The organism is Actimicrobium sp. GrIS 1.19, from assembly GCF_035984655.1.
GTDB lineage: Bacteria > Pseudomonadota > Gammaproteobacteria > Burkholderiales > Burkholderiaceae_D > Actimicrobium.
The window spans coordinates 40,702-65,146 of sequence record NZ_JAXCHT010000016.1 but is presented as its reverse complement, the minus strand read 5'-3'; the positions used below and the strand labels follow the sequence as shown (position 1 = coordinate 65,146).

Sequence of the window (24,445 nt, the reverse complement as noted above, 5' to 3'; positions counted from 1 at the left end):
CATGTTTGGATCACCCAAAAGCGGTGCCAGTGCCTATGCCAACGTTGGCATGGAAACCGGCGTCGCCTCCGCCTCACCGCACAAGTTGATCGTGATGCTGTTCGACGGCGCCCTCATGGCCGTCACGGCAGCGGTGCAGCAAATGAAGGCGGGCGACATTCCCGCCAAGGGCAAGTCGATTTCGAAGGCCATCTCGATCATCGACAATGGCCTGCGCGCCAGCCTCGACAAGACGGTCGGCGGCAGCATCGCCGGCAGCCTTGATGCACTGTATGAATACATGAGCAACCGGCTGCTGATCGCCAACCTGAAAAACCAGCCGGAAACCCTGCAGGAAGTGCACGGCCTCCTGATGGATCTGAAAACAGCATGGGATGCGATCGGCCAGCAAGCCGATGCGCTGCAAAATGCGCCGCTGGTGGCGCCACCCGACCCGGCCACTTATGCGCCAACCCTGATGAAGGCATAACGATGAATAACCAGGAAGTCATTTCGCTGTATGAGACCGTCGCGGTCATTACCGACCAGATGCTGGCCGCCGCCAAACAACGTGATTGGGAATCGATGGTGATTCTGGAGTCACGCGTGGCCGGCCACGTCAGGACACTCAAAAGCGGCGAAGCACCGGCCGCGCTGACTGGCGAAACGCGCGTGCGCAAGGTCGCGATCATCCAGCAGCTCCTGGCCTACGATCGCCAGATTCGCGACATTACCGAGCCCTGGATGGCCGAACTGGGGGTGCTGATCAATAGCGCCGGCACCGAACGCAAACTGTCACAGGCGTACGGCGGCGGTCACGCCGGCTAATCATGGTGGTGCGGGCTGACATTCTGGAGGTCCGGCCAGCCGCTGCCAGCAGCGCATTGCAACCGGCTGCGCGGGTCGCCGATATCCGCGCCGAAGCCACTGCCCGACTAACCCAGATTGCCATCGGCCAGCAAGTGCAGGCGACCGTGGCGTCGCTGTTTACCGATGGCTCGGTGCTGCTCAAGGTGGCCGACAGCACTGTGCGTACCAACCTGCCGGCCGGCGCGAAAGTCGGTGACCAACTGCAATTGACCCTGCTGCGCACCGATCCGCGCCTGACTTTTGGGCTCGATGCCGAATCCGGTGCGGCGCCGACCACCCTCAGTCCCGCCGCGCGCCTGATTGATCAACTCCTGCAAAGCAGTTCCGCCACCACACTGGTTGGCAAGACACCGGTGGTGGCCAGCGGCGCAACCGCCCCGGCCCAGATCGCCACCGCGTTGCAGAACACGCTCAGTTCGAGCGGACTCTTTTACGAATCGCACGTACAGCAATGGCTCAATGGCAGCCGGCCGCTGGCCGACCTGCTGCGTGAACCGCAAAATCAGCCCGCCAGTGGCAGCGGCGCCGCACCAGCCGAGGGGGCGCTTGCGCGCGACAATGCGTCGCTGCCCAGCCTCGCATCCGCGCATGCGGCCGCGCTGGGCAAGACCGACGTCGCCGGCATCGCCGATGGCACATTGCAGGCGACCGCCACGCGCACCGATCCGCTAACCGGCAAGCAGATCGCGGCGACGCTGGATGCGGCCGCAAAACAACCCGACCTTGCCCTGAATCCGGACAACGCGCGTATCGTCAATCTGCAGCTCAACACGCTGGAACAGCCGCGCGTACAGTGGCGCGGCGAAGTCTGGCCAGGCCAGCAACTGGAGTGGGAAGTCAGCCAGAATCAGGACCAGCCCGAACACGGGACGCGTGACGAGACGCAGCGACCCTGGCAAAGCGTGGTGCGTTTCGCGTTGCCGACGCTGGGCCGCATCGCCGCGACCATCACGCTGGTCGGCGACCATGTCCAGGTGCAGGTCCGAACCGCCGATCCGGCCAGTGCCGACACCCTGCGCAGCTACGGCCGGCAATTGGCCAACGCGCTGGATGCGGCCGGCTCGACGCTGGACTCGTTGATTGTCAAGCAGGACCCGCAAGCATGAATTACAAACCTGACAAACCCGACAAGCCCGACACCCCGATGCAAAATGCGGTTGCGCTGGCTTACCAGACCGGCAGCTCGGCGCCAAAGATTGTCGCCAAGGGTCGCGGCCTGATCGCGGAGGAAATCATTGCGCGCGCCAAGGAACACGGCGTGTTCGTCCATGAATCGAAGGAGTTGGTCGCGCTTTTGATGCAAGTTGATCTGGACGGGCAAATTCCGCCGGCCCTGTACCGGGCGGTGGCTGAACTTTTGGCATGGCTATATCACATCGAAGCGGCAAAATTGGGAGGCGACAAGGTATGATTCGATTTTTACCTGAAATCAACTTCCAGCATGCCGATGTCAATGCCTACTGAACATAACGGATACGGAGCGCTCGACCTCAATCCGTACAAAGTCCACTCGCGCCGCGAAATCGCTTCGCTGTTGCGCGCAATTCATGAACAGCGTCAATTGGTGCGCGTCTTGATGGATGGCATCGGTGAAGCCAGCATGACGACGTTGCTTGAGGTTGACGAAGCCGGCGATTCGGTGATCTTTGACGTCCCCCCGGATGACGGCGTGGCCGCGCACCTGATGCGCAGTCACAACGTGTCGTTCGAGACCATGCTGGACAACATTCGCATCGTTTTTTTCGCCACCACGATCAGCACTTGCGTGCACGCGAATTTGCCGGCCCTGAGCATGCCGCTGCCGACCAGCCTGATCCGCTTGCAGCGGCGCGAATTTTATCGCGTGGCGACACCGCTGGCAGCTCCTGTACGCTGCACGATTCAGGTGATGGATGAAGAGAGCGGACAGCCGATCATTTTCCCGCTGCAAAACGTCAGCGGCGGCGGCATTGCGATCCTGGACGAGCGCCGCCTGCTGGACGCGACCATTGGCCGCAATTACAAGGATTGTCAGGTTTTCCTGCCGGGCAGTACCGTGATCATTACCACCGTCGAGATACGCAATCTGCAGGAGATCGTGCTCGACAATGGCAAGGTCCTGAACCGCCTCGGGTGCGTGTTCCTGGGCTTGCCGAAGCCAATGCTGGCGGTGATTCAGCGCTACATCACCAAACTCGAACGCGAGCAGAACGCCAGGGCCAACGGCCTGCGCTAGAGTTTCGGAATCCGCAGCGTCTTGCTGATCATCAGCGTGCCCGACAGCACGAACAGCAGCGCCAGCGGATGCAACGTCCAGCCACCGACTTGCCAGACGCCGCCGAACAGGCTCGCGCCGATTCGTCCCTGCCATGCCAGTAGCGCAAAAATTGCCGTAATCAAAACACTGGTGGGAATCGGCGTGCCTTCGAAATACGCAACCTTGTCGGCGCCGGCCGAGAGGTTCTCGGCCGTCACGTTGTAACGCGCCAGCCGGCTCACGCCGCAACACACGAAATAGATCATCGCCACCGCATCGAGCTGCCCGCGCAACCCTGCAGCGAAGGCCAGGGCGGCTGGCGCTACGCCAAACGAAATCACATCCGCCAGCGAGTCCAGCTCGCGCCCAAGCGCCGAATGCTGCTGGCGCCAGCGTGCAATGCGACCGTCGAGCACGTCGAACAGGAAGGCCGCCGGCGCCATCGCGGCAGCCCAATACAATTGCTGCAGCTCGCCGCTGGCCATGAACAGCATCGCCAGGAACACCCCCGCCACGCCACAGGCGGCATTGCCGAGCGTGAAAAAATCAGCGAGATGAAACTCGCGCAACATCGAGAAATGTGCGGGCCTGGCTGGGGGTTTTGGCTGGATCAAGGAATGCGTCCTTACTTGGGTGGGTTGTCCGGCACGGTGACCGTCGTGGTTTCGCGCATTACGCCGCCATCACGCACGCTGCCACTGATCGAGCCTTCGCCCTGCACACGGCTTTCGCAGTCGCGTTTGTCATCGCCTGGCAAGGCGCTACAACGGGCCATGGCGTTGCTCTGGAACGAGGATTGACCGACGCCGAGCTGATTACGCTTGGCCTCATCGCGTGCCGCGCCGGCCTCTTTCAGACAGGTGGTACGGTCCTGATTCGATTTTCCGCTCAGACAGACTGCCCGCTCGCTCTGGTAGCGCGCTTCGGCGCTGGGCGAATCAGCGGCGATGGCGCTGACGCCACTGACGATCAGACTAAGGGCAAGGATGGCGGAGGTCAGCAGCGGAGAAGTGGTCGACATGATGGTGTCCTTGGCAAAAGACGCCAGAATAGTCGGGCGCACCGCTTGAGGTCTGTTCGGTATCAAACACTGAACCTACAGGACCGCTCGCCGCAAGCGCAGCGCATTGCCAATGACGGAGACCGAACTGAGCGACATCGCGGCGCTGGCAATCATCGGACTGAGCAAAATGCCAAACCACGGATACAGGATTCCGGCCGCAATCGAGACGCCCAACACGTTGTAGATGAACGCAAAGAACAGGTTCTGGCGAATGTTCTTCATGGTGTGCTGACTCAGCAATCGTGCCTTGGCAATGCCGCGCAGATCGCCCTTGACCAGCACCACGCGCGCGCTATGCATTGCCACGTCGGTGCCGGTGCCCATGGCGATGCCGACATTGGCCTGCGCCAGTGCCGGTGCATCGTTGATGCCGTCGCCGGCCATCGCGACAATGTGCCCCTCGGCCTGCAGGCGCTTGAGGATGTTGAGTTTGTCTTCGGGCGTCACATCGGCCCGGAAATCGTCCAGACCGAGTTGCTTCGCCACCGCCGCCGCCGTGGTCGCATTGTCGCCGGTGAGCACGATCACTTTCAGGCCCGCCTCGTGCAGCTGGGAAATCGCCTCGCGGGTGGTCGACTTGATCGGGTCGGCCACGCTGACGATGCCGGCCAGCTTGCCATCGACGCCAACAAACATCACCGTCTGCGCCAGTTCCTGCAACGCGGTCACATCGACAGCCAGCGCCGTGACATCGATCTGCGCCGCTTCCATCATGCGCAGGTTGCCCAGCACGACCGCGCGCCCGGCAATCGTGCCGCGCACGCCTTGCCCGGTGACCGAATCAAACCCGCTCACCGGTTCGGCCTGCAGGCCCTGCCCGGTCGCATGCGCGATGATGGCTTGCGCCAGCGGATGTTCGCTCATCGCTTCCAGGCTGGCGGCAAAACCCAGCACGCCGCGCACGTCGGCGCCGTCGGCTGCGATCACGCGCTGCACCCGCGGTTTACCTTCGGTCAGGGTCCCGGTCTTGTCGACCAGCAGCGTATCGACCTTTTCCAGCAGTTCGAGCGCTTCGGCGTCCTTGATCAGGATTCCCTCGGTGGCGCCGCGACCGACCCCGACCATGATCGAGATCGGCGTGGCCAGTCCGAGCGCGCAGGGGCAGGCAATGATCAACACCGAGACCGCCGCCACCAATCCATTGGCCAGCGACGGCGCCGGGCCAAACAGCGCCCACAACGAAAAGGCCGCCACCGCCGCGACCATGACGGCTGGCACGAACCAGCCCGATACCTTGTCGGCCAGTTTCTGGATCGGCGCGCGCGAGCGGCCGGCGTCATTGACCATCTGCACGATGCGCGCCAGCAGGGTATCGGCGCCGATCCGGTCGGCACGCAGCACGAAGCTGCCGGTCTGGTTCACGGTGCCGGCGGTTACCTTGTCGCCGACCTGCTTTTCGACCGCCAGCGGCTCGCCGGTGATCATCGATTCATCGACGCTGGAACGACCCTGCGTGAGTGCGCCATCGACCGGCACCTTGCCGCCCGGCTTGACGCGCAGCAGATCGCCGACCTGCACGGCGTCGAGCGCCACTTCCTGCTCGGCGCCGTCCGCGCCGATGCGCAATGCCGTCTCCGGCGCCAGTTGCAGCAAGGCCTTGATCGCGCCGTTGGTGCGCGAACGGGCACGCAGTTCCAGCACCTGCCCCATCAGCACCAGCGTGATAATCACGGCGGCGGCTTCGAAATACAGCGGACTCATGCCGTGCATCTTGAAGGCGTCCGGCAATTGGCCCGGCAGCAGCAGCGCCACCACGCTGAACACAAATGCCGCGCCCGAGCCCAGGGCAATGAGGCTGAACATGTTCAGATTCCAGCTCCGGAACGAAGCCCAGCCACGCACGAAGAATGGCCAGCCGCCCCACAGCACCACCGGCGTGGCGAGGATGGCCTGCAGCCAGTTGAAGCTCGCCATGCCCAGCCAATGCTGCAGATCGACACCGGGAATCATGTCGCCCATCGTGATGAGCAGCAACGGCAGGCTCAACGCCAGACAGATCCAGAAACGCAGGCTCATCGCATCGAGCTCGCCGGTGTCTTCGGCCGCGGTTGCATCGACCGGTTCCAGCGCCATGCCGCAAAGCGGACAGCTGCCGGGTCCGTTCTGGACAACTTCCGGATGCATCGGGCAGGTGTACGGCAGATTCTTCTGGCCCGGATCGACAGCAGCCGGTTTCGGCTTGAGGTAGAGGTCCGGATCGGCGCGAAATTTCGTCACGCAGCGTTGCCCGCAAAAATAGTATGTGGTGCCGCCGTGCTCGACGGCCTTGGCCGGATCGGTGGCAGCCTTCATGCCGCAAACCGGATCGGTGTGGGGTTTGTCGATCACGCCGGTTGACGCTGCGGTTTCCATCTCAAGCCCTTTTCTGTGTGTCGTGCGCTGCGGTGAGTCCGTCCGCGAGAATCCAGCGTGCGATCCCGGGCCAGCATTCCTTGAGCGTTTTGGCTCCCATGAACAAACCGATATGGCCACCTGCCGCAAGTGTCTTCACGATGTTTTCGCTTGGCGTGCCAAGATATTTTTCTGCATCGAAGACCTGTTCGCGGGTGGTGATGTCATCGTCTTCACCGGCCAGCAGATAGACCGGGCAAACGATATCTCTCAGCGACAGCTGCTTGCCAAGTCCAACGAAGATGCCCTTGGCCAGCTGGTTTTCCTTGAAGATCAGTTGGATCGCCTGCAGGTAATAGGCGCCCGGCAGATCCAGCGGATTTTCGTACCATTGCGCGAACTTGTCGGTGCGCTCGATGTAATTGCGGTCGTCGATATGCCGGTACAGCTCCAGATACTTGCCCATATACTGCTCTTCCGGATTCATGCTTTTCCAGCCGGCCAGCATGGCCGCGCCGCGCATGCGGCCGGCCCCGGCGGCGACCATGTCCTGGTAGACGCTCAGCGGCAGGCTGTGCGCCAACTTCTTGATCGGACCGTCGCCCGCGTCGGTATCGATCGGAGCGCCGGCCAGCACCAGCGTAGCAACCTTGTCCGGAAAACGCGCCGCGAACATGCTGCTCATCCAGCCGCCCTGGCACAGTCCAACCAGATGCACCTTGCCTCCCAGATTGTCGATCACGGTGCGGAGATCGGTCAGGTAGGTGTCAATATTGAAATCCTTCATCGCACTGGTGGCGTTCTTCCAGTCGGTCACAAAAACGTGCTCAAGGCCATTTTTTTGCAGTGCGGCGACCAGACTTTGACCGTCACCGAAATCGGCAATGGTCGCGCTGTGCCCGGCGTACGGGGCATCGATCAGCACCGGCAAATGGGTGTGCCGCGCGGCAGTCGAAAAATCGCGCAGCAGCATGGTGTCGAGGTCGAGCGCGATCCGGTTGGCGGTGGTCCATTCGGAGGCTGGCGGCGCACTGAGCTGGGCGACCTGCTCGACGTATCGCAGATTGTCCTGATACATTTTCAAACCCGCATTGCCCAGTTCGATGGCTGCCGCCATTGGCCAGAACCAGGGGACGCTGTGTTCATGCTGCGGGCGATGGGTTGTCTCTGAAGTCAATTTCATGCGGCGGTTCCGATCAAGGATGGAAGACGAAAAGTGCTCATGGTCGCAGTGCAAACGTATGGCGCGCTACCATCAGCGCTTCATCGGTCGGGATCACCCAGACCGCGACCCGGCTGGCCGGCGTGCTGATGCAGGGTTGGCCGGCAAGATTGGCGTCGCGGTCCAGGTCGATGCCAAGCCACGCCGATTGTTCGCAGATGCGGGCGCGGATTGGCGCCGCGTTTTCGCCGATGCCGGCAGTGAACACCAGCGTGTCGATGCCACCAGCGGCGGCTGCCAGCGAGCCGAGTTCACGCGCGGCGCGATAGACGAACAGATCCAGTGCAGTGCGCGCGGCGGCACTATCGCTGGCCAGCAGCGTACGCACATCGTTGCTGATGCCGGACACGCCCAGCAAGCCACTGTCGTGGTACAGCATGTTCTCAACCTGGCCGACGCTCATGCCCTTCTCCTGCAGCAGATACAGCACCACGCCTGGATCGAGTGCGCCACAACGCGTGCCCATCAGCAGTCCGTCGAGGGCGCTGAAGCCCATCGTGCTGGCAACACTCTTCCCATCGACCATCGCGCACATGCTGGCGCCGCTGCCGAGGTGGGCGACAATGGTGCGCGCCTGCGGCGGTTGCGCCGCGTGCTTTGGCAGCTCGCCGGCAATGTATTCGTAGGACAGGCCGTGGAAGCCGAAGCGCCGCACGCCGGCGTCGGTGAGTGCCTGCGGCAGGCCATACATGCGCGTAATGGCCGGGTTGGTGGCATGAAAGGCGGTATCGAAACAGGCCACCTGCAGCAGGCCGGGATGCAGCCGCGCCAGCGCGTCGATAGGCGCCAGGTTGTGCGCCTGGTGCATCGGCGCCAACGGTTCCAGCGCCCGTAACTGCGCCATGACTTCCGGAGTGATGCGCTGCGGGTCGACGCAATCGAGGCCACCGTGCGCCACCCGATGACCGGCCGCAATCAACCGGTTCGGCCCGGCATGCGCTTCGATCCAGTCGATCAGGTGGCCGAGCAAGGCATCATGCGACGCCTGTTCATCCCAGCGGCGTTCGGCCAAGCGTGCCCCGGCCTGGTCGCCGACAAGAAAATGGGGGGCGCTGCCAATGGCCTCGATGGCGCCGCAGGCAATGGTCTCCAGCGACTCGGCCGTATCGCCGCACAGCAGCGAGAATTTGATGCTGGACGAGCCGGCATTGATCACCAGCAGGCAGTCGCGCTGCATGGCCGGCTGCGCGCTGCGATCAAGCATGCACCGTCTCCTTGGCAATCTGGTTCAGGTGCGCCAGCCGCACCGCCACGGCGCACGATGCCAGCCGCGTCTCGGTGCTGTCGGAACGGCTGGTAAGAATGATCGGCACGCGCGCGCCGAGCACGATGCCGGCAGCCTTGGCGTTGGCCAGATACTCCAGCTGCTTGGCCAGCATGTTGCCCGATTCCAGATCCGGCACCACCAGGATATCGGCGCTGCCGGCGACCGCCGAAATCAACCCCTTGACCTGGGCTGCTTGCAGATTGATTGCGGTATCGAAGGCCAGCGGGCCGTCCAGAATTGCACCCGTGATCTGGCCACGGTCGGCCATCTTGCACAGGGCCGCAGCATCGATGGTCGACAGAATCTTGGCATCGACCGTTTCGACCGCCGACAGGATCGCCACTTTGGGCAGGGTAATGCCCAGCGCCAGCGCCAGATCGATGGCGTTCTGGACGATATGCTGCTTGTCGTCCAGGGTCGGATAGATATTGATTGCCGCGTCGGTGATCATCAGCATCTTCGGATAGCTCGTCACTTCCATCAGATAGACATGGCTGATGCGTCGGGCAGTGCGCAGGCCGGTGTCCGTGCGCATGACTTCGTGCATCATTTCATCGGTATGCAGGCTGCCCTTCATCAGTGCCTCGCACTGCCCGGAGCGGCACAGGGCGACCGCCCGTTCGGCCGAGGCATGGCTGTGCGGCGTGTCGATCAGCTCGCAGCCGCGCAGATCGAGACCGGCCAGACCGGCGATCGAGCGGATCCGGTCGAGCGGACCGACCAGCATCGGTGTGATCAGCCGCGCTTCGGCCGCCTCGATCGCGCCGCGCAGCGCGATCTCGCTGCAGGGATGGCACACAGCGACGTTTATCGGTTGAAGGGACGATCCTGCAGCGATCAATTCGCGCAGTGATTCGGTGATTTTAGGCATGGGCCGATGCTCCTGGAGATGCACGACAGGCGCGCGATGCGATACGGCGAATGCCGCCGCGCATGCCCGACCGTGCCATTGCAGGTATGAATGATATGCGTCACGACGTCGGTACGTGAACGCACATTGTGCACCACAGCATTACATGCCAGCCGGGATAATTCAACCAGCCGTGGCTTGCCGCTACCCGGCCCGGCGCGTACCATGCGCACCAGACCCACCCGCACTCTTCACAGGACACATCATGGACGACCGTTTGACCACCGACGAATACGAAGCACTCAACCAGATCGGCAAAGCGTCCCGCGGCGAACGGCCCAGTGCCTGCATTGCCCGCAATTCCAAAAAACTCAACGGACTGAAATTCATCAGTCACGCCAAGGACGGCCACCTGATGCTGACCGAAAAGGGCCAGCAGACCCTGTTCCTGCGGCAATGCATCGAGGGACTGCGCGCGGTGTCGACCGATCCGCTGACCGCGCTGGCGGCCGACGTGTCACTATTTCTTGGCAAGAAAGGCCACATCACGCGGAATGACGACGGCAGCTTCGAGATCACCCAGCGTGGCCGCGAATCGCTGGCCGATATCGACGCTTCTGCCAAATAACCGTCGCTAGACCGACTTGGCCTTGCGCCCGGTCTTGATGTTGACCATGGTGCTGACGCCTTTTTCAGTCACTGCGATGGCGTCGGGCGGCGCCTCGCCGGCCAGTACACCGGATTTCACCAGCAATCCCTCGCCCTTGCGCAGCAGCGCATCGGCACGCTCGAACACGTTACCGCAGCCCGTCTCGGCCATCAGCGCCTGCACGATCGGCACTTTCCACGCATCCACGCCGGCCGACTGGAACTCGCACACCAGATAGCCGTTGATGCCGCTGTACCAATCCACCACCAGCCCGGACAAGCCGTCTTCGTCGCCCAGCACCAGATGAATCGGCTGGCCTTTCTTGCCGATGCGCTTGGCGACCGCCGCCTTGACGCGGCGCTTGATCAGCGCATGATCGACCGCTTCGGCCGGATCGAAACTCCAGACCCGCGCGCGAATTTGCGATTTCGAGTTGTAGGCCGCGCGCGCCAGGAATTGGCCCGACGATGAATGCACCAGCGCAGTAATTCCGGCGGTCATTTTTTCTTGCGGTTTGCCATCGACGCGTTCGACCGCCGAGGCGTAGATCCACGGATCGCGTTCCAGCAGGCTTTTTTCCTTGCCTTGTTTGATGGTGATGATGAGCATGACGGACTTCCAACAGTAAAAAACGGGATAGGGGCGCAGTGTAATAAGGATTTGGCGCGGCAGGTATGTAATCATCGCTGGATCATGTCAGCCGAAAGCCGAAGATGAGCATCCGCAACCTCCAGCAACTGTTCAATCCGAACTCGGTCGCGGTGATTGGCGCGTCGCTGCGCCCGCACAGTGTCGGCGCGACCGTGTTGCACAATCTGGTGACAGCCGGTTTCGGCGGCGTGATCCTGCCGGTCAATCCGAAGTATGACGTGCTGGAGGGCCTGCCGGTCTGGCATAGCGTGGCGCGGCTGCCGCAGGTGCCCGATCTGGCGATCATCTGCACGCCACCCGACACGGTTGCCGCGTTGATTGCCGAACTGGGTGAGCGCGGTTGCAAGGCGGTCATCGTGATGACCACCGGCATGGGTCGACTGCGCATGGAGATGCTGCGCGCGGCCAAACCGCATCTGTTGCGCATCCTGGGTCCGAATTCGGTTGGTTTGCTGGTGCCCGGCATCGGTCTCAATGCCAGTTTTGCGCACGCGGCCGCGCTGCCGGGAAAGCTGGCCTTCGTATCGCAATCCGGCGCACTGATGACGGGCGTGCTGGACTGGGCCAACACCCGCGGCATCGGCTTTTCCAAATTCATTGCGCTAGGCGACAGCGCCGACATCGACATTGGCGATCTGCTCGATTTCCTGGCCCGCGATGGCGACACCCACGCCATCCTGCTGTACATCGAAGATGTGCGCGACGCCCGCAAATTCATGTCGGCTGCGCGCAGCGCCGCGCGCGGCAAACCGGTGGTGATCATCAAGGCCGGCCGCATGGCGGAGGGCGCGCAGGCGGCCGCATCGCACACCGGCGCGCTGGCGGGCGCCGACGATGTGGTCGACGCCGCCATCCGGCGTGCCGGGATGTTGCGGGTGTTTTCCACCGAGGCGCTGTTCGGCGCAGTCGAGACGCTGGCCCATGCGCGGCCGATGCATGGACGGCACCTGACTATCCTGACCAATGGCGGCGGCCCCGGGGTGATGGCCACCGATGCGTTGATTGACCTGCACGGCAGCCTCGCCACGCTGGCGCCCGCTACGCTGGCGCAACTGGATGCGGTGATGCCGGCCGGCTGGTCGCATGCGAACCCGGTCGACATCGGCGGCGACGCCCCGGTCGAACGCTACTGTGCCACGCTCGACATCCTGCAAAAGGAGCCGCAGTCGGATGCGATCCTGTTCATTCACGCCCCCACCGCGCTGGTGTCAAGCACGGAGATTGCGCGCGCGCTGGCACCGGTGCTGCTGAAATCGGAACGCCCTGTGCTGGCCTGCTGGCTGGGCGGCGCGACCGTTGCCGAAGCGCGCAAGATATTTTCCGATGCCGGCATCGCGACGTACCGAACGCCCGAAGAAGCCGTGCGTGGATTCATGCAACTGGTCGACTACCGGCAAAACCAGCAATTGCTCATGGAGGTACCGGCTGCCGTGTCCGATCCCTTCACGCCGGATCGCCTGCGTGCGCGCAGCATCCTGCATGCCGCGCTGGCGGACGGACGTACCCTGCTGTCGGAGACGGAAACCCGCACCGTGCTGGCTGCCTACGGTGTACCTGTGGTCGCGACCCGCTCTGCGGCAGATGTCGATGGCGCCGTTGCCAGCGCACAGGAGATCGGCTTTCCGGTGGCCCTCAAGATTCTCTCGCCGCAGATCTCGCACAAGTCGGATGTCGGCGGCGTGGTGCTCGACCTGACCTCGGCCGCGGCGGTGCGCGATGCTGCCACAGCGATGCAGCAGCGCCTGGGTGCGCTGCTGCCGCACGCTGATCTGCAGGGCTTTACCGTGCAGGCAATGGCACGTCGTCCGCTGTCGCATGAACTGATCATGGGAGTCACTACCGATCCGGTGTTTGGTCCGGCAATCCTGTTTGGCCAGGGCGGCGTTGCGGTCGAACTGCTGGACGACCACGCCGTCGGGTTGCCACCACTGAATTCGGTGCTGGCCGGCGACATGGTGGCGCGCACCCGGGTGTCGCGTTTGCTGGCTGGCTATCGGGATCGCCCGGCCGCCAATCTGGACGCCATCCTGCGCACGCTGATCCAGATTTCGCAAATGACCGAGGAATTGCCGGAGCTGCAGGAACTCGACATCAACCCGCTGCTGGCCGACGCCGATGGCGTCATCGCACTGGATGCGCGCATGCGGGTGGCCCCGGCGGCGCCCGCCAGCGGTCACGCCAGGCTGGCGATTCGTGCCTATCCTCAGGCGCTGGAACAGACCATTGACTGGCATGGCGAGGCCTTGTGCATTCGTCCGATCAAGCCCGAAGATGGCGCGGCGCATCTGGTGTTCTTCAACCACTTAAGTTCGGCGGACGTGCGCAACCGCGCGTTTTCCAGCTTGCGTGAATTGCAGGGTCCGCAAGTGGCGCGCCTGACCCAGATCGATTACGACCGCGAAATGGCGTTCATCGCCACCCGGCCGGACGCCAGCGGCCAACCGGAAACCTTGGGAGTGGCGCGCGCGGTGGCCGATCCGGATAATCTGGAGGCCGAATTTGCCGTCATCGTACGCAGCGACATCAAGGGACTCGGCCTGGGGCGATTATTGATGGAACAATTGATTGCCTACTGCCGCAACCGCGGTACCCGTTACATGGTCGGCGAGACCATGTCGGGCAATCAGGGTCTGTTGCGACTGGCGCAAACGTTGGGCTTCAGCGCCACGCCAGTGCCGGGCGAGGCGCTGATTGCGCTACGCCTGGATCTGCAATCAGCGTGAGCGCGGCGCCTGGTCAAGCACAATCTGCCGCCAGCCACTGTTGCACTGACGGATGAACGGATAGTAGCCATCGGGATTGTTGCAGTAATACTCGTAGCCGGACGGCCCCGGTGCGGAACCGGCCTGCGGCCATTGTTGCGGCGTGCTCTCTACGTAAGTGACCTGCGGCGCGGGTGTCACTACCACCGGCGCGTACGGATAATAGGCGTACGGCGCATAGGGCTGGGCGTAATACGAGGGTGCGAACAGCGCCGCGCCGACCACCAGACCCAGCCCGACACCGCCCCAACCCCAGCCGCCGTGACCGTGACCGTAGCCACCGCCGCGATAATGATGCGGGTCGGCCTGGACGCTGGTGGCAAGCGTGCTGCCAATCAGAATGCAGGCGACCAGACCTGTTCGAAGTGCTTTCATGTTGCTCTCCCAAAGTGCGTTGATACCACCGGATTATGCGCGTGTGCGCGGCCATCCGCATGGTTGCCGTCATTAAAACGGATCGCGGCCCGTTGCCGATTTCGCGGCGACATTTTTTTGTAATCGGATGTAAGTATTTCCAATCTTTCAATCTTGAAATCCCCGCTCGGCGGGACAAACCGTTACCATCACAGCGCCAATTCTGTTCGCTGACACACGCAGTAGCGGCGGTATTGTGTGTGACGATGTCGCAGCCGCAAAAGATCGACGACCGGCGGCGTACGCTGCACTGCAACCATCGGACCATCGATGCGACTTTCACCTTTTCTGGAAAACATATGAACGCACCAATCGGGATTTTTCGGGCACTCTTCGCGCTGGCACTCACCGCTGCCTTGAGCGCCTGCGGCGGCGGCTCCAGCAACAACGTCAGTGTCGCACTCGGCGGCAATGTCACCGGACTGACCAGCGGCACACTGGTCCTGTCGGACAACGTGGCCAGCGTGACGCTGACGCCGACCACAACCACCTTCAACTTCCCGTCGCGCATTCCGGTCGGCTCCGCCTACATCGTCGGCGTCACAACCCAGCCAGTCGGCCTCACCTGCACCGTGACCAACTACACCGGGGTCGCCTCCAACAGCGACATCAACAATCTGGTCGTGACCTGCGTGCCGAACCAAAACGTCGGCGGCACCATAACGGGCTTGACCAGTGCCGGGCTGACTCTGGTCAATGGCGCGGATGCACTCAACGTGCCCGCCAACAGCACCACGTTTGTCATGCCGGTCAAGGTCGGTCGTGGCAAGTCGTATGGCGTCACTGTCCTGGCGCAGCCGACAGGCCTGGCCTGCACGGTGCAAAATGGCGTCGGCACAGTGGTCGCCGATGACGTCACCAACCTGCTGGTCGCCTGTCAATAAACTGTCGCGCCCCACTTCCCCCATTCCGGAGTCATCCATGAAAAAAATACCATCCTGCCTGCGCCTGTTACCTGTTTTCGCGATGGCGCTCGCCCTCGCCGCTTGCGGCGGTTACACGTCGGTGAGCATCGGCGGTAAAGTCACCGACCTGACCGCCGATGGCCTGGTTCTGGCCAATGCCGGCGGCACCGTCGCGATTCCGGCAAATGCGACCTCGTACACCTTTCCGAACCAGATCGGCTCCTACGCCAGCTATGCCGTCACGGTGCAGAGCCAGCCGACGCGCCAAACCTGTATCGTTTCCAACGCCAGCGGCACGGCCACCGGGATTGCGCTGTCGTCGGTCAACGTGACGTGCTCTGCAAATACGTTCGCCATCGGCGGCACCGTCGCCGGCCTGACCGGCGCCGGGCTGGTTCTGACCAACGGCAGCGACCAGGTCGCCGTGACGGCCGGCAGCACGACCTTTGTCTTTCCTACGGTCGTGGTCGATGGCAATACCTACGGTGTGGCAGTGCTGGCGCAACCCGCCAACCAGGTCTGTACCGTCAGCAACGGCGCGGGCACCCTCAACGGCGCCAAAGTGACCGCGGTGCAGGTCAACTGCATCTAGTCGCAACCTGACCTGACGCCATGGCAGGCGTCAGGTTTTTTCTCCCGCCATCGCAACGATAGCGGCTCCGACAGCGGTAAAATCACGCCTTGATCCGAAGCGCGATTCCACTCCTCCCCGCCCCCATGTCCGACCTCCCCGACCAGCAAGACCTGCCCGACATCGATCCCGATGCCGATATCAACGAGCCACGCCTGTGGCGCAGCGTCGGCTGGACCGCGCGCGTGATCAAGAACGACGATGACGAAGGCTGGGCCGTCGCCATGATCAAGGAAGGTGAAGCCGAACCGGCCCTGATCGGCCCATGGACCATGGGACGCGACAAGAAGAACCCCAAGCCGCTCGACACCAATGCATTCAACACGCTGGTCAAGACGGCGGCCGAAGTATTGCGCCGCCATGAACAGCAACTGCATGCGCAACTGCACAAAAGTGTGATAGTCAGCACTGACACCGCCGAATTCGAAGTTACGCTCGATATCGTTCCCGACGAGGACGATCCGTACGCCTTGCTCAGCGCCTTCGACGGCGCGCGCGAACAACTCGCGCAGGTGCGCGTGATGCCCACCTTCAAGCTCACCCGGGCGACCGCCGCGACATGGATCGAGAACGAGTTCCGCAAACCGGGCAGGTAAACGCCGCGCCAGGACAGTATGTCGTGGCGGTTCGTGCCCTGTGCGAATTCACGGCCAAGCAGGGCGATCTGGATTTGCGATTCACACCATCGCCGACCGCGCAGGAAGGCATTGCCGGGCACACGCTGGTGACAGGCCGCCGCAATGCTGGCTATGAATCTGAAATCCGTCTGGCCGGAAACTGGCGCCAGCTGCATGTACGTGGCCGCGCCGATGGCTATGACCCGGCCGCCAACCAGCTCGAAGAAATCAAGACATTCCGCGGTGATCTGGCCCGCATGCCAGACAACCATCGCCATCTGCATTGGGCGCAACTCCGTATCTATGGCTGGCTGCTGTGCCAGCAGCGTGGCCTGGCGGCGCTGACGCTGGCGCTGGTCTACCTCGACATCGGCACCCAGCAGGAAACGGTGTTGACCGAGGAATGCGAGGCGGCCACGCTGCAGGCATTTTTCGAGCAGCACTGCGAACGCTTTCTGGCATGGGCCGAACAGGAATTGGTCCACCGCCGCGCGCGTGACGCCGCCTGGACGGCCTTGCCCTTCCCGCACGCCACCTTTCGGCCAGGTCAGCGCGAGCTTGCGCAGGCGGTGTATCAGGCCGCCACCAGTGGCCGTTGCCTGCTGGCCCAGGCGCCGACGGGCATCGGCAAAACCATCGGCACCCTGTTTCCATTGATTAAGGCGGCCCCCGCCCAACAACTCGACAAGATCTTCTTCCTGACCGCGAAAACGTCCGGCCGTGCACTGGCGCTCGACGCCGTCACCTTGCTCAGGCAGGCTGCGCCGACACTGCCGTTGCGGGTTGTCGAACTGGTCGCGCGTGACAAGGCCTGCGAATACCCCGAACTGGCCTGTCACGGTGATTCGTGTCCGCTTGCCCGGGGGTTTTACGACCGACTGCCGCAGGCGCGTGCCGCCGCGGTGCAGCGCGGCACGCTCGACCGCAACAGTCTGCGCGACGTCGCGCTCAGCCATCAGGTGTGCCCATACTATCTGGGCCAGGATCTGGTGCGCTGGAGCGATCTGGTGATCGGCGACTACAACTATTATTTCGATGCCAGCGCCATGCTGTTCGGCCTGAGCGTCGCCAACCAGTGGCAGGTCGCGGTGCTGGTCGACGAAGCCCACAACCTGATCGAACGCGGCCGCAAGATGTACTCCGCAGAGCTCGATCAGCGCGCCTTCAACCGGCTGCGTTTGAGCGCGCCAGCACTTCTGCGCGGGCCGCTCGATCGCCTCAGCCGGCAATGGAACGCGCTGCTGAAAACCCAGCAGGCACCGTACCAGGTGTGGCCTGCGCCGCCGGAGAAATTTCTCGCGGCGCTGCAACTGGTCATCAGCGCCATCGGTGAATTTTTCAATGACAATCCAACCCGCGTCGATGCGGTGCTGCAGCGATTCTATTTCGATGCATTGCAGTTTTCACGGCTGGTCGACAGCTTCGACGCCAACACGCTGTTTGACATCAGCAAAACCGGTCAGCACGACTCGGTGCTGTGCTTGCGCAATGTCATCCCGGCGCCATTCCTGGCACCGCGCTTTGCCGCCAGCCGCAGCACCACGCTGTTCTCCGCCACGCTGAGCCCATGGCATTTTTACAGCGACACGCTGGGACTGCCGTCGAACGCAGGCTGGATCGATGTCGTCTCGCCCTTCACGGCGGCGCAATTGTTGGTGCGCGTGGTCAGCAGTATCTCCACGCGTTACCAGCATCGCGACGCCTCGCTGGCGCCCATCGTGGCGTTGATCGCGCAACAGTTCGGCGAACGCAGCGGAAATTATCTGGTTTTTTTGAGCAGCTTCGCGTATCTGCAGCAACTCACCGCCCTGTTTCGGCAATGCCATCCGCAGATCCCGATGTGGGAACAGGAGCGCAGCATGGACGAAGCGGCGCGGGAACGCTTTCTGCAGCGTTTTGCGATTGATGGACAGGGAGTGGGCTTCGCGGTACTGGGCGGCGCCTTCGCCGAAGGCATTGATCTGCCCGGCAACCGTCTGATCGGCGCCTTCATTGCCACATTGGGACTGCCGCAAGTGAATCCGGTGAATGAACAAATCATGCGGCGCATCGAGGCGCAACTGGGCAACGGCTATGACAGCACGTACCTGTTTCCCGGGTTGCAGAAGGTGGTGCAGGCGGCCGGGCGGGTGATCCGCACCCAATCGGACGAGGGCATTGTGGTGCTGATCGACGACCGCTTCCTGCGCGCGGAAGTGCGCGCGCTGCTGCCACGCTGGTGGCACATTGGCAGCAGCACCTGACGCAGTCGCGCCGGAATCGTCAGAAGTGGCGCTTGACCACTTCGCCGAACGCATCTTCGGCGGACATGCCATTGCGCATCAGCGTCGTGATCTCATCGGAATGTTCGCCTATCGCCGCCGGCAACATCGACCGGTTGGTTTTGAAGTAGGCGTACTTGGCCGCGTCGACCAGATCCGTGGCCTTGATGGTGGCCGCGGTGTTGCGGGTGCTGCGCTTGACCGGCGCGGCTTTGCCCCCGCCGGCGATGGCCGCCTTGATTTTATCGGTGCTCAGAATGCCGGTGGCATTGACGCCTTCGAACTCATCGGCTTTCGGATGCAGCAAATGATGATTGCTGTCAAAGGCCATGCGCTTGTCGTCGCTGTTGATGACCTGATAGTTGGGCTTGGCACCAGGCGTGCTCAGGGCAAATTGCACCCGATCGCCATACGTCTCCATCTGGATCATGACCTGGTTGAGAAATTCCGGCGTCAGGGTTTCGATCTTGCCGTTCCAGCGTTTGCTTCTTGTCGTAGTCAAAATACGTAGTTCCAAAAAAGTGGGTCAATACCAGTCACGGTCCATGTGCTTTTGCAACTGTTGGTGGCGCGACTGGCGCAGAAGAATCGCTCCAATTCCGTATTATCGCGCAGACCATTGGCGACGCAGAAAAAACTGCTTATTTTCCTGATTTACGTTTAGCTTTGACGTTCAGATTGTCCGTCATGAACATCATCGCCCGCTGCAGGCTGACATCGCTCTCGTCAAGAATCCGCTCGCGTGCTTCGGGCAAAAATTCATCGTCCCACAATGCCAGCAGGTTGTCCTTGATCTCGAACGGCGCCGCCTGGTTGATGAAAGCCGCTACCGCCGCACTATCGAAGCCGTCCTTGCGAACATGGCGCACCATCGCGCGCGCCTCGGTATCGGTGAGCACCGTCTTCGGCTTCATGCCAGTGGCCAGGCACATGAACATGGTCAGGCGCGAATACGGATCATCCTTGCCCTTGGTGGCCGCCTGCCACTGCTCGGAAACAAATCCGGCAAAGCTGTCGATATCATCGAGATCGGCATCGCGCAGAAAATAGCGCGACTCGATAATGTTGAGCACCACATCCAGCGCACGCGCCGGATTGAGGATCAGCGGTCCGTCCTGTTTTTCGATGTCGCGCCGAATTTCGTCGGCAATCGCATGGTGTTCGTCGGGCACGTCGTCGAGCACTGCCTTGGCGATGCGCAGCTTGCCGCCCGCCGGCGCCTTGTTGCGCACGGTGGTCACCAGACGGGCAAACTCCGCGTGATTGGGCGCCTGGTCGAACCCGCAATAACGCGCCAGAATTGCGCTGCGAATCACCGATTCCACCGCGAGGAAATCGAGCGCCTGGTGCGGGACACGCAAGTCATCACAGAACCAGTGCGCTGCGGCGATCACCGCGGCGGCTTCCTGTCGCCGCTTGAGTTCCTTGCGGTAAGTCGCAAGTCCATACGGCTTGAGCAGCGTGCGCTCATTCTGAAAGTCCATCAGCGACTGGCTTTTCATGTCACCGCTGATGGTGGTCTCCGGCATCGCGTGCAGCTTCTTGAGCATGTCGTTACCGCTGCGCGAGTGAAACAGAAAACTGTTCTCCTGCAGCGATTGCGCGGCCCGGTCGAGATCACCACCACTGCTGTCTTCGAGGAACAGACTGACCAGCGTGACGATACGCTTGCGCGCATTTTCCAGCTCGACCTGCAAGTGGCTGGTGCCGAAATGGGCCGCCACCTGGACCGTGCCCTTGGCGCCGTCGGCAATGATGGCGTTGCATTTTTCGGCCGTGATCAGACCATGCTTGACGCCGTGGGATAAGGCTTTTTCAAAGAACGGGCGCTTGTCGACCAGCGCAACGGCTTGTTTGGTAGTTGGCATCCGTCTACAGCGCAGATTCTTCTGATGGTCCGGGCGCTGGTTTGCTTGCCGCTGGCGCCGCCACACGGGTCGGAATGGCTGTCGGGTCGGCTTCCTGCGCTTCGAGTTCCGCCTCGGCCTGAAGGCGTTTTTTCAGACGTGTTTTCAGCTGCGGCAAGATCTGTTCGAACATGTCCGGATGATCGTTCTTGAGCAACCATGTCATCTCTTTCCAGTCGTGATCGCTGGCTTCGGATTTCTCGATTGCGTCGGATTCTTCCGTGTGCAGGTGATTGAAGGTGTCGTAGTTGGCAAAATGCACGACCATCTCGTCACGATCGGACAGGTAATCGACCAGGGCCTCGCAGCCGCCATCGATTTCGCCAATCGCTTCCAGGAATTCGCCTGCATTGGCATCTTCACGAAACAGGACCGCATTGACCATGCCGCGCAAATGCGTATGGGTATGATCGCCATACAGCCGCTCCATGACAAACGCGCGGGCAAACTGCTCGGGCGTCACCAGCAGGTTCACCACCGATTCATGGGAGGAGTCGAATTCGCGGATCACGGCCAGCAAATCCTTCGGCGGCATTTCTTCAAGCACGGCCACCAGCGCCTGGTCGCCATGCGACTCGGCCAACGACACCAGCGCAAATTCGGCGCCTGCGATATCGCCGGCCCGGATCAGGCTGGCAGCTTTTACTACGAGGGCATTGGTCATGAAAACTCTGTATGGAAAGATGGAAAAAGTGCCGATACGTTATTCGCGGCGATCAAAACCCTGCTGCGACATCCAATCCGCGCCAGCTTCGTCCAGATCGGTTTCTTCATCGTTATCGCTGCGGCCATTCTCGCCCTCATCGTGCTCTTCCTCATCGGATTCGACGCGTTGCGGGGTCCCGGCCTTGCCGTGCAAATATTCCAGACAGATCGTCGTAATCAGAAAACGTTCGCCGCCCGGTTCCTGCAACACCTGATCCGCCAGTTTTTGCGTCGAGGTCGAAAATTGCACGGTATCGCGCAGCTGCGACCAATCCGGAAAATCGTCCGGTTCGGTGGTCGATAACAGGTACAACGCTTGCAGATTCATAAACTGCACGCCGCCATGAAATGCCACCGCGACCATCTCGGGGGCACTATCGATCATTGGCATGAGCAACGTGAACTGGGCACGTTTGTCCTTGAGCCGTTTGGCCAGTACGTCGTTGCCCTCGGAGTCGCTGTGCAAATCTTCGAGCTCGGCCTTGTATGCCTTGTTCAGGTCTTCAAAAAAATAGGACAGGCTCATTGCAGCACCTTGTTCATATAGGTTCTCCAGATGTCTTCAGCAGCTTCCAGCGGTATTTCAATCAGGCTGCGGCGACGGCTTTCGTCATAGGCGGTGCGATTCGCATCGTCGGCCAGCAGGTCATAGGCTTCCTGCACTTCCCGAAACCGGTCGGGTGCATCGGCTGCGGTGTTCTTGTCAGGATGGAATTCGGAGGCCTTCTTGCGATAGGCACTCTTGATCGCGGCGGTCGATGCGTCGCTGTCCAGACCGAGCACGGCGTAGTAATTTTTCATGGGCTTGGGCAGTCAGCGCGAAATTGCGAACAATGGACCAGTCGCGCGGCATGCAACGCGACACAAGTCAGGGATCGGAATCAAGCGGAGGATACACCACACGGCGGCTGGCGTCGATTGGAGGCAGGCGCAGCCGATGGTCGAGGACCGTTGGTCGGCAGGATTTGCCGTGCGAAACAAAAAAAAGCGCCCGCAGGCGCTTTGGTTTCGTCAACCCGGCTTCAGGTCAGAAGGTGTGGCGCACACCAACGTTGAAGGCCTTGTCGCCCGACCCTGCTTCGATCGCACTGCCGACAGTGTAACCGGCGCCATTGTCGTTCTTGATGCGGGCATAGGAAGAATACAAATCGGTCCGCTTCGACAAGGCGTAGCGGTAGCCGATTGCCCATTGGTTGGCGTCCCGGTTATTGCCGGTCTTGTCATCCTTGCGAATGTAGGATCCAAGAAGCGTATGCACGCCAAATGGCACCGTAACGCCAAGCAGCAGGTCGCGGCTATCGGTGGAGGCGATTGGCGCGACGGCACTGCCGTACGGGTTGCCTGTATTGCGCAGGATCGAACTGTTGGTGCCCTTGTCGACGCCGTAACCGAGATGCAGCTTGACGACGCTCAGGTCGTAAGTCAGCGCCAGCAAGGTGTTCTTTGCGGCCGACGTATTGGTCACGGTCGCGGTATCGTTGTTGCGGTTGTGATAACCAAGGCGAACTGCGATTGGACCGTTGGCGTAACCGATCGCCGCGCCGTACTGGCGTGCTGCCTTGGTGCTGCCTGCGACTTCGCCGAAGCCATACGCCACTTCGCCCGTGAATCCCTGCAGATTCGGTGACGCGTACTTGATGGTGTTGTTCATCCGGCTGGCTGCATCGCCGGTGTTCGGCATGATGTTGGCGGCGTCACCGGCAAGACCTGTGCCGAAAGGATCGGCCAGGACCAGCGTCAGATATTGCGGCGTATATTGGCGACCCAATGTCAGGGCGCCGAATCCGCCGGACAGGCCGACGAATGCCTGGCGACCGAATGCGGTATTACTTTGGTTAAATCCGCCGGCGTCGATGGCGATGCCGGTTTCAAGCAAGAAATTGGCCGCCAGTCCCCCGCCCAGATCCTCAGTGCCGCGGAAACCCAGCCGCGAGCCTGACGCGATGCCACTGGTAAGTTTGCTCACCGAACCCGCTGCACTGCCACGCTCGGCGACGAGACCGACGTCGGCAATCCCGTACACAGTGACATTGGTTTGCGCCATCGCGGTACCTGATGCGGCGCCGATGAGCAAAACTGCAAGTGTTGAATATTTCATTGAAAATTCCTTGAAGAGAACAGCGAAACAGGAGCTCGCCGCGTTGCTGAAAAAATGCACCTGGAATCAATTTCTTCAAGAATGTCACCCCGCGAAACCTTGAGGAAATTGACGAGTCGACTGCTATGGGAATGCGGGCAAATCAACCTCGCCATGCAACATGAAGAAATCGATGCGCCCGGTCCTGCAAGCATTGGACCAATGGTGTCGGATCACTTTATTAACGTCAATGTATCGCCTGATTTATATTGCCAACTCATTGTTGTTTTGTCGTCAAATAGTTACATAAATGTCAAAATTAAACATTGAGGCCCGCAAAACGAACTAAATGAGAATCAGGGAGGGTTGGTATTTCCGGGAGGATCGAACACCTCGCGGACCACGAAGTGACAGGGCGCCCTCGACAATTATCTTGTCGGGCCGACGCTGTGAATGCAACCGTTCGGCCGCATTTCTTGCAGAATTTTGCGATTGATGTCGCGCCAATCGGACGCGTCAATCAGAAGTTACCGGGAGGCAGCGACACGAGTGCCGCAAATCCCCATCGATGTTGCCATGGCGCCTAAATCTGCATGTTCATGATGTCCTGATAGGCTGACACCAGCTTGTTACGCACCTGGATGGTTGCCTGGAAACCGATATTGGCTTTTTGGGAGGCGATCATGACATCGGACAGGCTGACCTTGTCGTCGCCCAGCGCGAAGCGCGATCCCAGCCCTTCTGCACTTTTCTGCGAGGCGTTGACGCCATCAAGGGACGCCTTGAGCGCATCGGCAAAGCCAACCTTGCCGCTCGCAGCAGTGCCGCCGACGGCGTCAACACCGCTCTGCGGCTTTGTGGCGGCGGCTTTGAGCTGGCTGATCATGGCTTCGATCCGGCTCGAATCGATCATTGAAGTTTTCATGTGTGCTCCGTCCTGATTTTTCAGAACCGCCTTGGGCAACCCCGGGCGGTTTTTTCACCGTCCCACATTAGCATCGGCACCGGGACGCGCTGATACGAGCACTACGGTAAATATTGCTCTTCT

At 61.5% G+C, this 24,445-nt stretch carries 26 protein-coding genes; 11 read left to right on the top strand and 15 right to left on the bottom strand.

All coding sequences use genetic code 11. The annotated features are described in order from the left end of the window. Position 1 precedes the first annotated feature (1 nt). The 5 genes from fliS to RCH09_RS12565 are packed head-to-tail and all read left to right on the top strand — an operon-like array spanning position 2 to position 3,064. The gene (fliS, locus tag RCH09_RS12585; RefSeq protein WP_326941447.1) at positions 2-469 is read left to right on the top strand and encodes a flagellar export chaperone FliS; all 468 of its coding nucleotides are present in this window, start codon (positions 2-4) and stop codon (positions 467-469) included. Between the two features lie 2 nt (positions 470-471). Next, positions 472-807 carry a flagellar protein FliT gene (locus RCH09_RS12580; RefSeq protein WP_326941446.1) on the top strand — a complete coding sequence of 112 codons (336 nt, stop codon included), beginning with the start codon at positions 472-474 and terminating at the stop codon, positions 805-807. A gap of 2 nt (positions 808-809) precedes the next feature. After that, on the top strand, positions 810-1,955 hold the full coding sequence (gene fliK / locus RCH09_RS12575; RefSeq protein WP_326941445.1) for a flagellar hook-length control protein FliK: 1,146 nt from the start codon (positions 810-812) through the stop codon (positions 1,953-1,955). Beyond that, entirely contained in the window at positions 1,952-2,260 is a 309-nt protein-coding gene (locus tag RCH09_RS12570; protein WP_326941444.1) for an EscU/YscU/HrcU family type III secretion system export apparatus switch protein, read from the top strand. The genes fliK and RCH09_RS12570 overlap by 4 nt, the downstream gene beginning before the upstream one ends. Before the next feature lie 36 nt (positions 2,261-2,296). Continuing rightward, the gene (locus RCH09_RS12565; RefSeq protein WP_326941443.1) at positions 2,297-3,064 is read left to right on the top strand and encodes a flagellar brake protein; all 768 of its coding nucleotides are present in this window, start codon (positions 2,297-2,299) and stop codon (positions 3,062-3,064) included. On the opposite strand, the gene RCH09_RS12560 is transcribed toward RCH09_RS12565, so the two are convergent. The 6 genes from RCH09_RS12560 to RCH09_RS12535 form a co-directional block, all read right to left on the bottom strand. Then, positions 3,061-3,657 carry a CDP-alcohol phosphatidyltransferase family protein gene (locus RCH09_RS12560; RefSeq protein ID WP_326941473.1) on the bottom strand — a complete coding sequence of 199 codons (597 nt, stop codon included), beginning with the start codon at positions 3,655-3,657 and terminating at the stop codon, positions 3,061-3,063. The genes RCH09_RS12565 and RCH09_RS12560 overlap by 4 nt on opposite strands. A 53-nt stretch (positions 3,658-3,710) precedes the next feature. Beyond that, complete coding sequence (locus RCH09_RS12555) at positions 3,711-4,106, bottom strand: hypothetical protein (RefSeq protein WP_326941442.1); 396 nt, start codon at positions 4,104-4,106, stop codon at positions 3,711-3,713. A gap of 75 nt (positions 4,107-4,181) precedes the next feature. Further along, on the bottom strand, positions 4,182-6,500 hold the full coding sequence (locus RCH09_RS12550) for a heavy metal translocating P-type ATPase (RefSeq protein ID WP_326941441.1): 2,319 nt from the start codon (positions 6,498-6,500) through the stop codon (positions 4,182-4,184). A gap of 1 nt (position 6,501) precedes the next feature. Further along, entirely contained in the window at positions 6,502-7,662 is a 1,161-nt protein-coding gene (locus RCH09_RS12545; protein ID WP_326941440.1) for an alpha/beta fold hydrolase, read from the bottom strand. A gap of 37 nt (positions 7,663-7,699) precedes the next feature. Next, a complete protein-coding gene (locus tag RCH09_RS12540; RefSeq protein ID WP_326941439.1) occupies positions 7,700-8,905 on the bottom strand; it encodes an acetate/propionate family kinase in 1,206 nt (401 codons plus the stop codon). Next, positions 8,898-9,923 (bottom strand): bifunctional enoyl-CoA hydratase/phosphate acetyltransferase, encoded by a 1,026-nt coding sequence (locus RCH09_RS12535; protein WP_326941472.1) that lies wholly within the window; start codon positions 9,921-9,923, stop codon positions 8,898-8,900. Before RCH09_RS12535 ends, RCH09_RS12540 begins: the two co-directional genes overlap by 8 nt. Before the next feature lie 160 nt (positions 9,924-10,083). On the opposite strand from RCH09_RS12535, the gene RCH09_RS12530 reads away from it, so the two are divergent. Further along, entirely contained in the window at positions 10,084-10,446 is a 363-nt protein-coding gene (locus RCH09_RS12530; protein WP_326941438.1) for a hypothetical protein, read from the top strand. Positions 10,447-10,452: 6 nt separating this feature from the next. Here RCH09_RS12530 and RCH09_RS12525 read toward each other — a convergent pair whose 3' ends face one another. After that, positions 10,453-11,076, bottom strand: coding sequence for an SAM-dependent methyltransferase (locus RCH09_RS12525; protein ID WP_326941437.1), 624 nt, complete (start codon positions 11,074-11,076; stop codon positions 10,453-10,455). Positions 11,077-11,180: 104 nt separating this feature from the next. Here RCH09_RS12525 and RCH09_RS12520 point away from each other — a divergent pair, with 104 nt between their 5' ends. Continuing rightward, on the top strand, positions 11,181-13,841 hold the full coding sequence (locus tag RCH09_RS12520) for a bifunctional acetate--CoA ligase family protein/GNAT family N-acetyltransferase (RefSeq protein WP_326941436.1): 2,661 nt from the start codon (positions 11,181-11,183) through the stop codon (positions 13,839-13,841). On the opposite strand, the gene RCH09_RS12515 is transcribed toward RCH09_RS12520, so the two are convergent. Then, complete coding sequence (locus RCH09_RS12515) at positions 13,833-14,255, bottom strand: hypothetical protein (protein ID WP_326941435.1); 423 nt, start codon at positions 14,253-14,255, stop codon at positions 13,833-13,835. The genes RCH09_RS12520 and RCH09_RS12515 overlap by 9 nt on opposite strands. A gap of 338 nt (positions 14,256-14,593) precedes the next feature. Here RCH09_RS12515 and RCH09_RS12510 point away from each other — a divergent pair, with 338 nt between their 5' ends. The 4 genes from RCH09_RS12510 (at position 14,594) to RCH09_RS12495 (ending at position 18,690) form a co-directional block, all read left to right on the top strand. Next, positions 14,594-15,178 (top strand): hypothetical protein, encoded by a 585-nt coding sequence (locus RCH09_RS12510; RefSeq protein WP_326941434.1) that lies wholly within the window; start codon positions 14,594-14,596, stop codon positions 15,176-15,178. 37 nt (positions 15,179-15,215) lie between these two features. Further along, positions 15,216-15,791 carry a hypothetical protein gene (locus RCH09_RS12505; RefSeq protein WP_326941433.1) on the top strand — a complete coding sequence of 192 codons (576 nt, stop codon included), beginning with the start codon at positions 15,216-15,218 and terminating at the stop codon, positions 15,789-15,791. A gap of 125 nt (positions 15,792-15,916) precedes the next feature. Beyond that, positions 15,917-16,426 (top strand): hypothetical protein, encoded by a 510-nt coding sequence (locus tag RCH09_RS12500; protein ID WP_326941432.1) that lies wholly within the window; start codon positions 15,917-15,919, stop codon positions 16,424-16,426. Continuing rightward, positions 16,390-18,690, top strand: coding sequence for a helicase C-terminal domain-containing protein (locus tag RCH09_RS12495; RefSeq protein ID WP_326941431.1), 2,301 nt, complete (start codon positions 16,390-16,392; stop codon positions 18,688-18,690). Before RCH09_RS12500 ends, RCH09_RS12495 begins: the two co-directional genes overlap by 37 nt. A gap of 19 nt (positions 18,691-18,709) precedes the next feature. Here the strand turns inward: RCH09_RS12495 and RCH09_RS12490 are convergent, their stop codons facing one another. From RCH09_RS12490 to fliE, 7 genes are all read right to left on the bottom strand, one after another. Further along, positions 18,710-19,210 (bottom strand): hypothetical protein, encoded by a 501-nt coding sequence (locus tag RCH09_RS12490; RefSeq protein ID WP_326941430.1) that lies wholly within the window; start codon positions 19,208-19,210, stop codon positions 18,710-18,712. Positions 19,211-19,349: 139 nt separating this feature from the next. After that, complete coding sequence (locus RCH09_RS12485) at positions 19,350-20,576, bottom strand: hypothetical protein (RefSeq protein ID WP_326941429.1); 1,227 nt, start codon at positions 20,574-20,576, stop codon at positions 19,350-19,352. A gap of 4 nt (positions 20,577-20,580) precedes the next feature. Further along, positions 20,581-21,279 (bottom strand): hypothetical protein, encoded by a 699-nt coding sequence (locus RCH09_RS12480; protein WP_326941428.1) that lies wholly within the window; start codon positions 21,277-21,279, stop codon positions 20,581-20,583. Between the two features lie 39 nt (positions 21,280-21,318). Then, on the bottom strand, positions 21,319-21,846 hold the full coding sequence (locus RCH09_RS12475; RefSeq protein WP_326941427.1) for a hypothetical protein: 528 nt from the start codon (positions 21,844-21,846) through the stop codon (positions 21,319-21,321). Continuing rightward, a complete protein-coding gene (locus tag RCH09_RS12470; protein ID WP_326941426.1) occupies positions 21,843-22,121 on the bottom strand; it encodes a DnaJ domain-containing protein in 279 nt (92 codons plus the stop codon). Before RCH09_RS12470 ends, RCH09_RS12475 begins: the two co-directional genes overlap by 4 nt. Positions 22,122-22,347: 226 nt before the next feature. Beyond that, entirely contained in the window at positions 22,348-23,418 is a 1,071-nt protein-coding gene (locus RCH09_RS12465; protein WP_326941425.1) for a porin, read from the bottom strand. A 562-nt stretch (positions 23,419-23,980) separates the two neighbouring features. Then, positions 23,981-24,322, bottom strand: coding sequence for a flagellar hook-basal body complex protein FliE (fliE, locus tag RCH09_RS12460; protein WP_326941424.1), 342 nt, complete (start codon positions 24,320-24,322; stop codon positions 23,981-23,983). Positions 24,323-24,445: the final 123 nt, after the last annotated feature.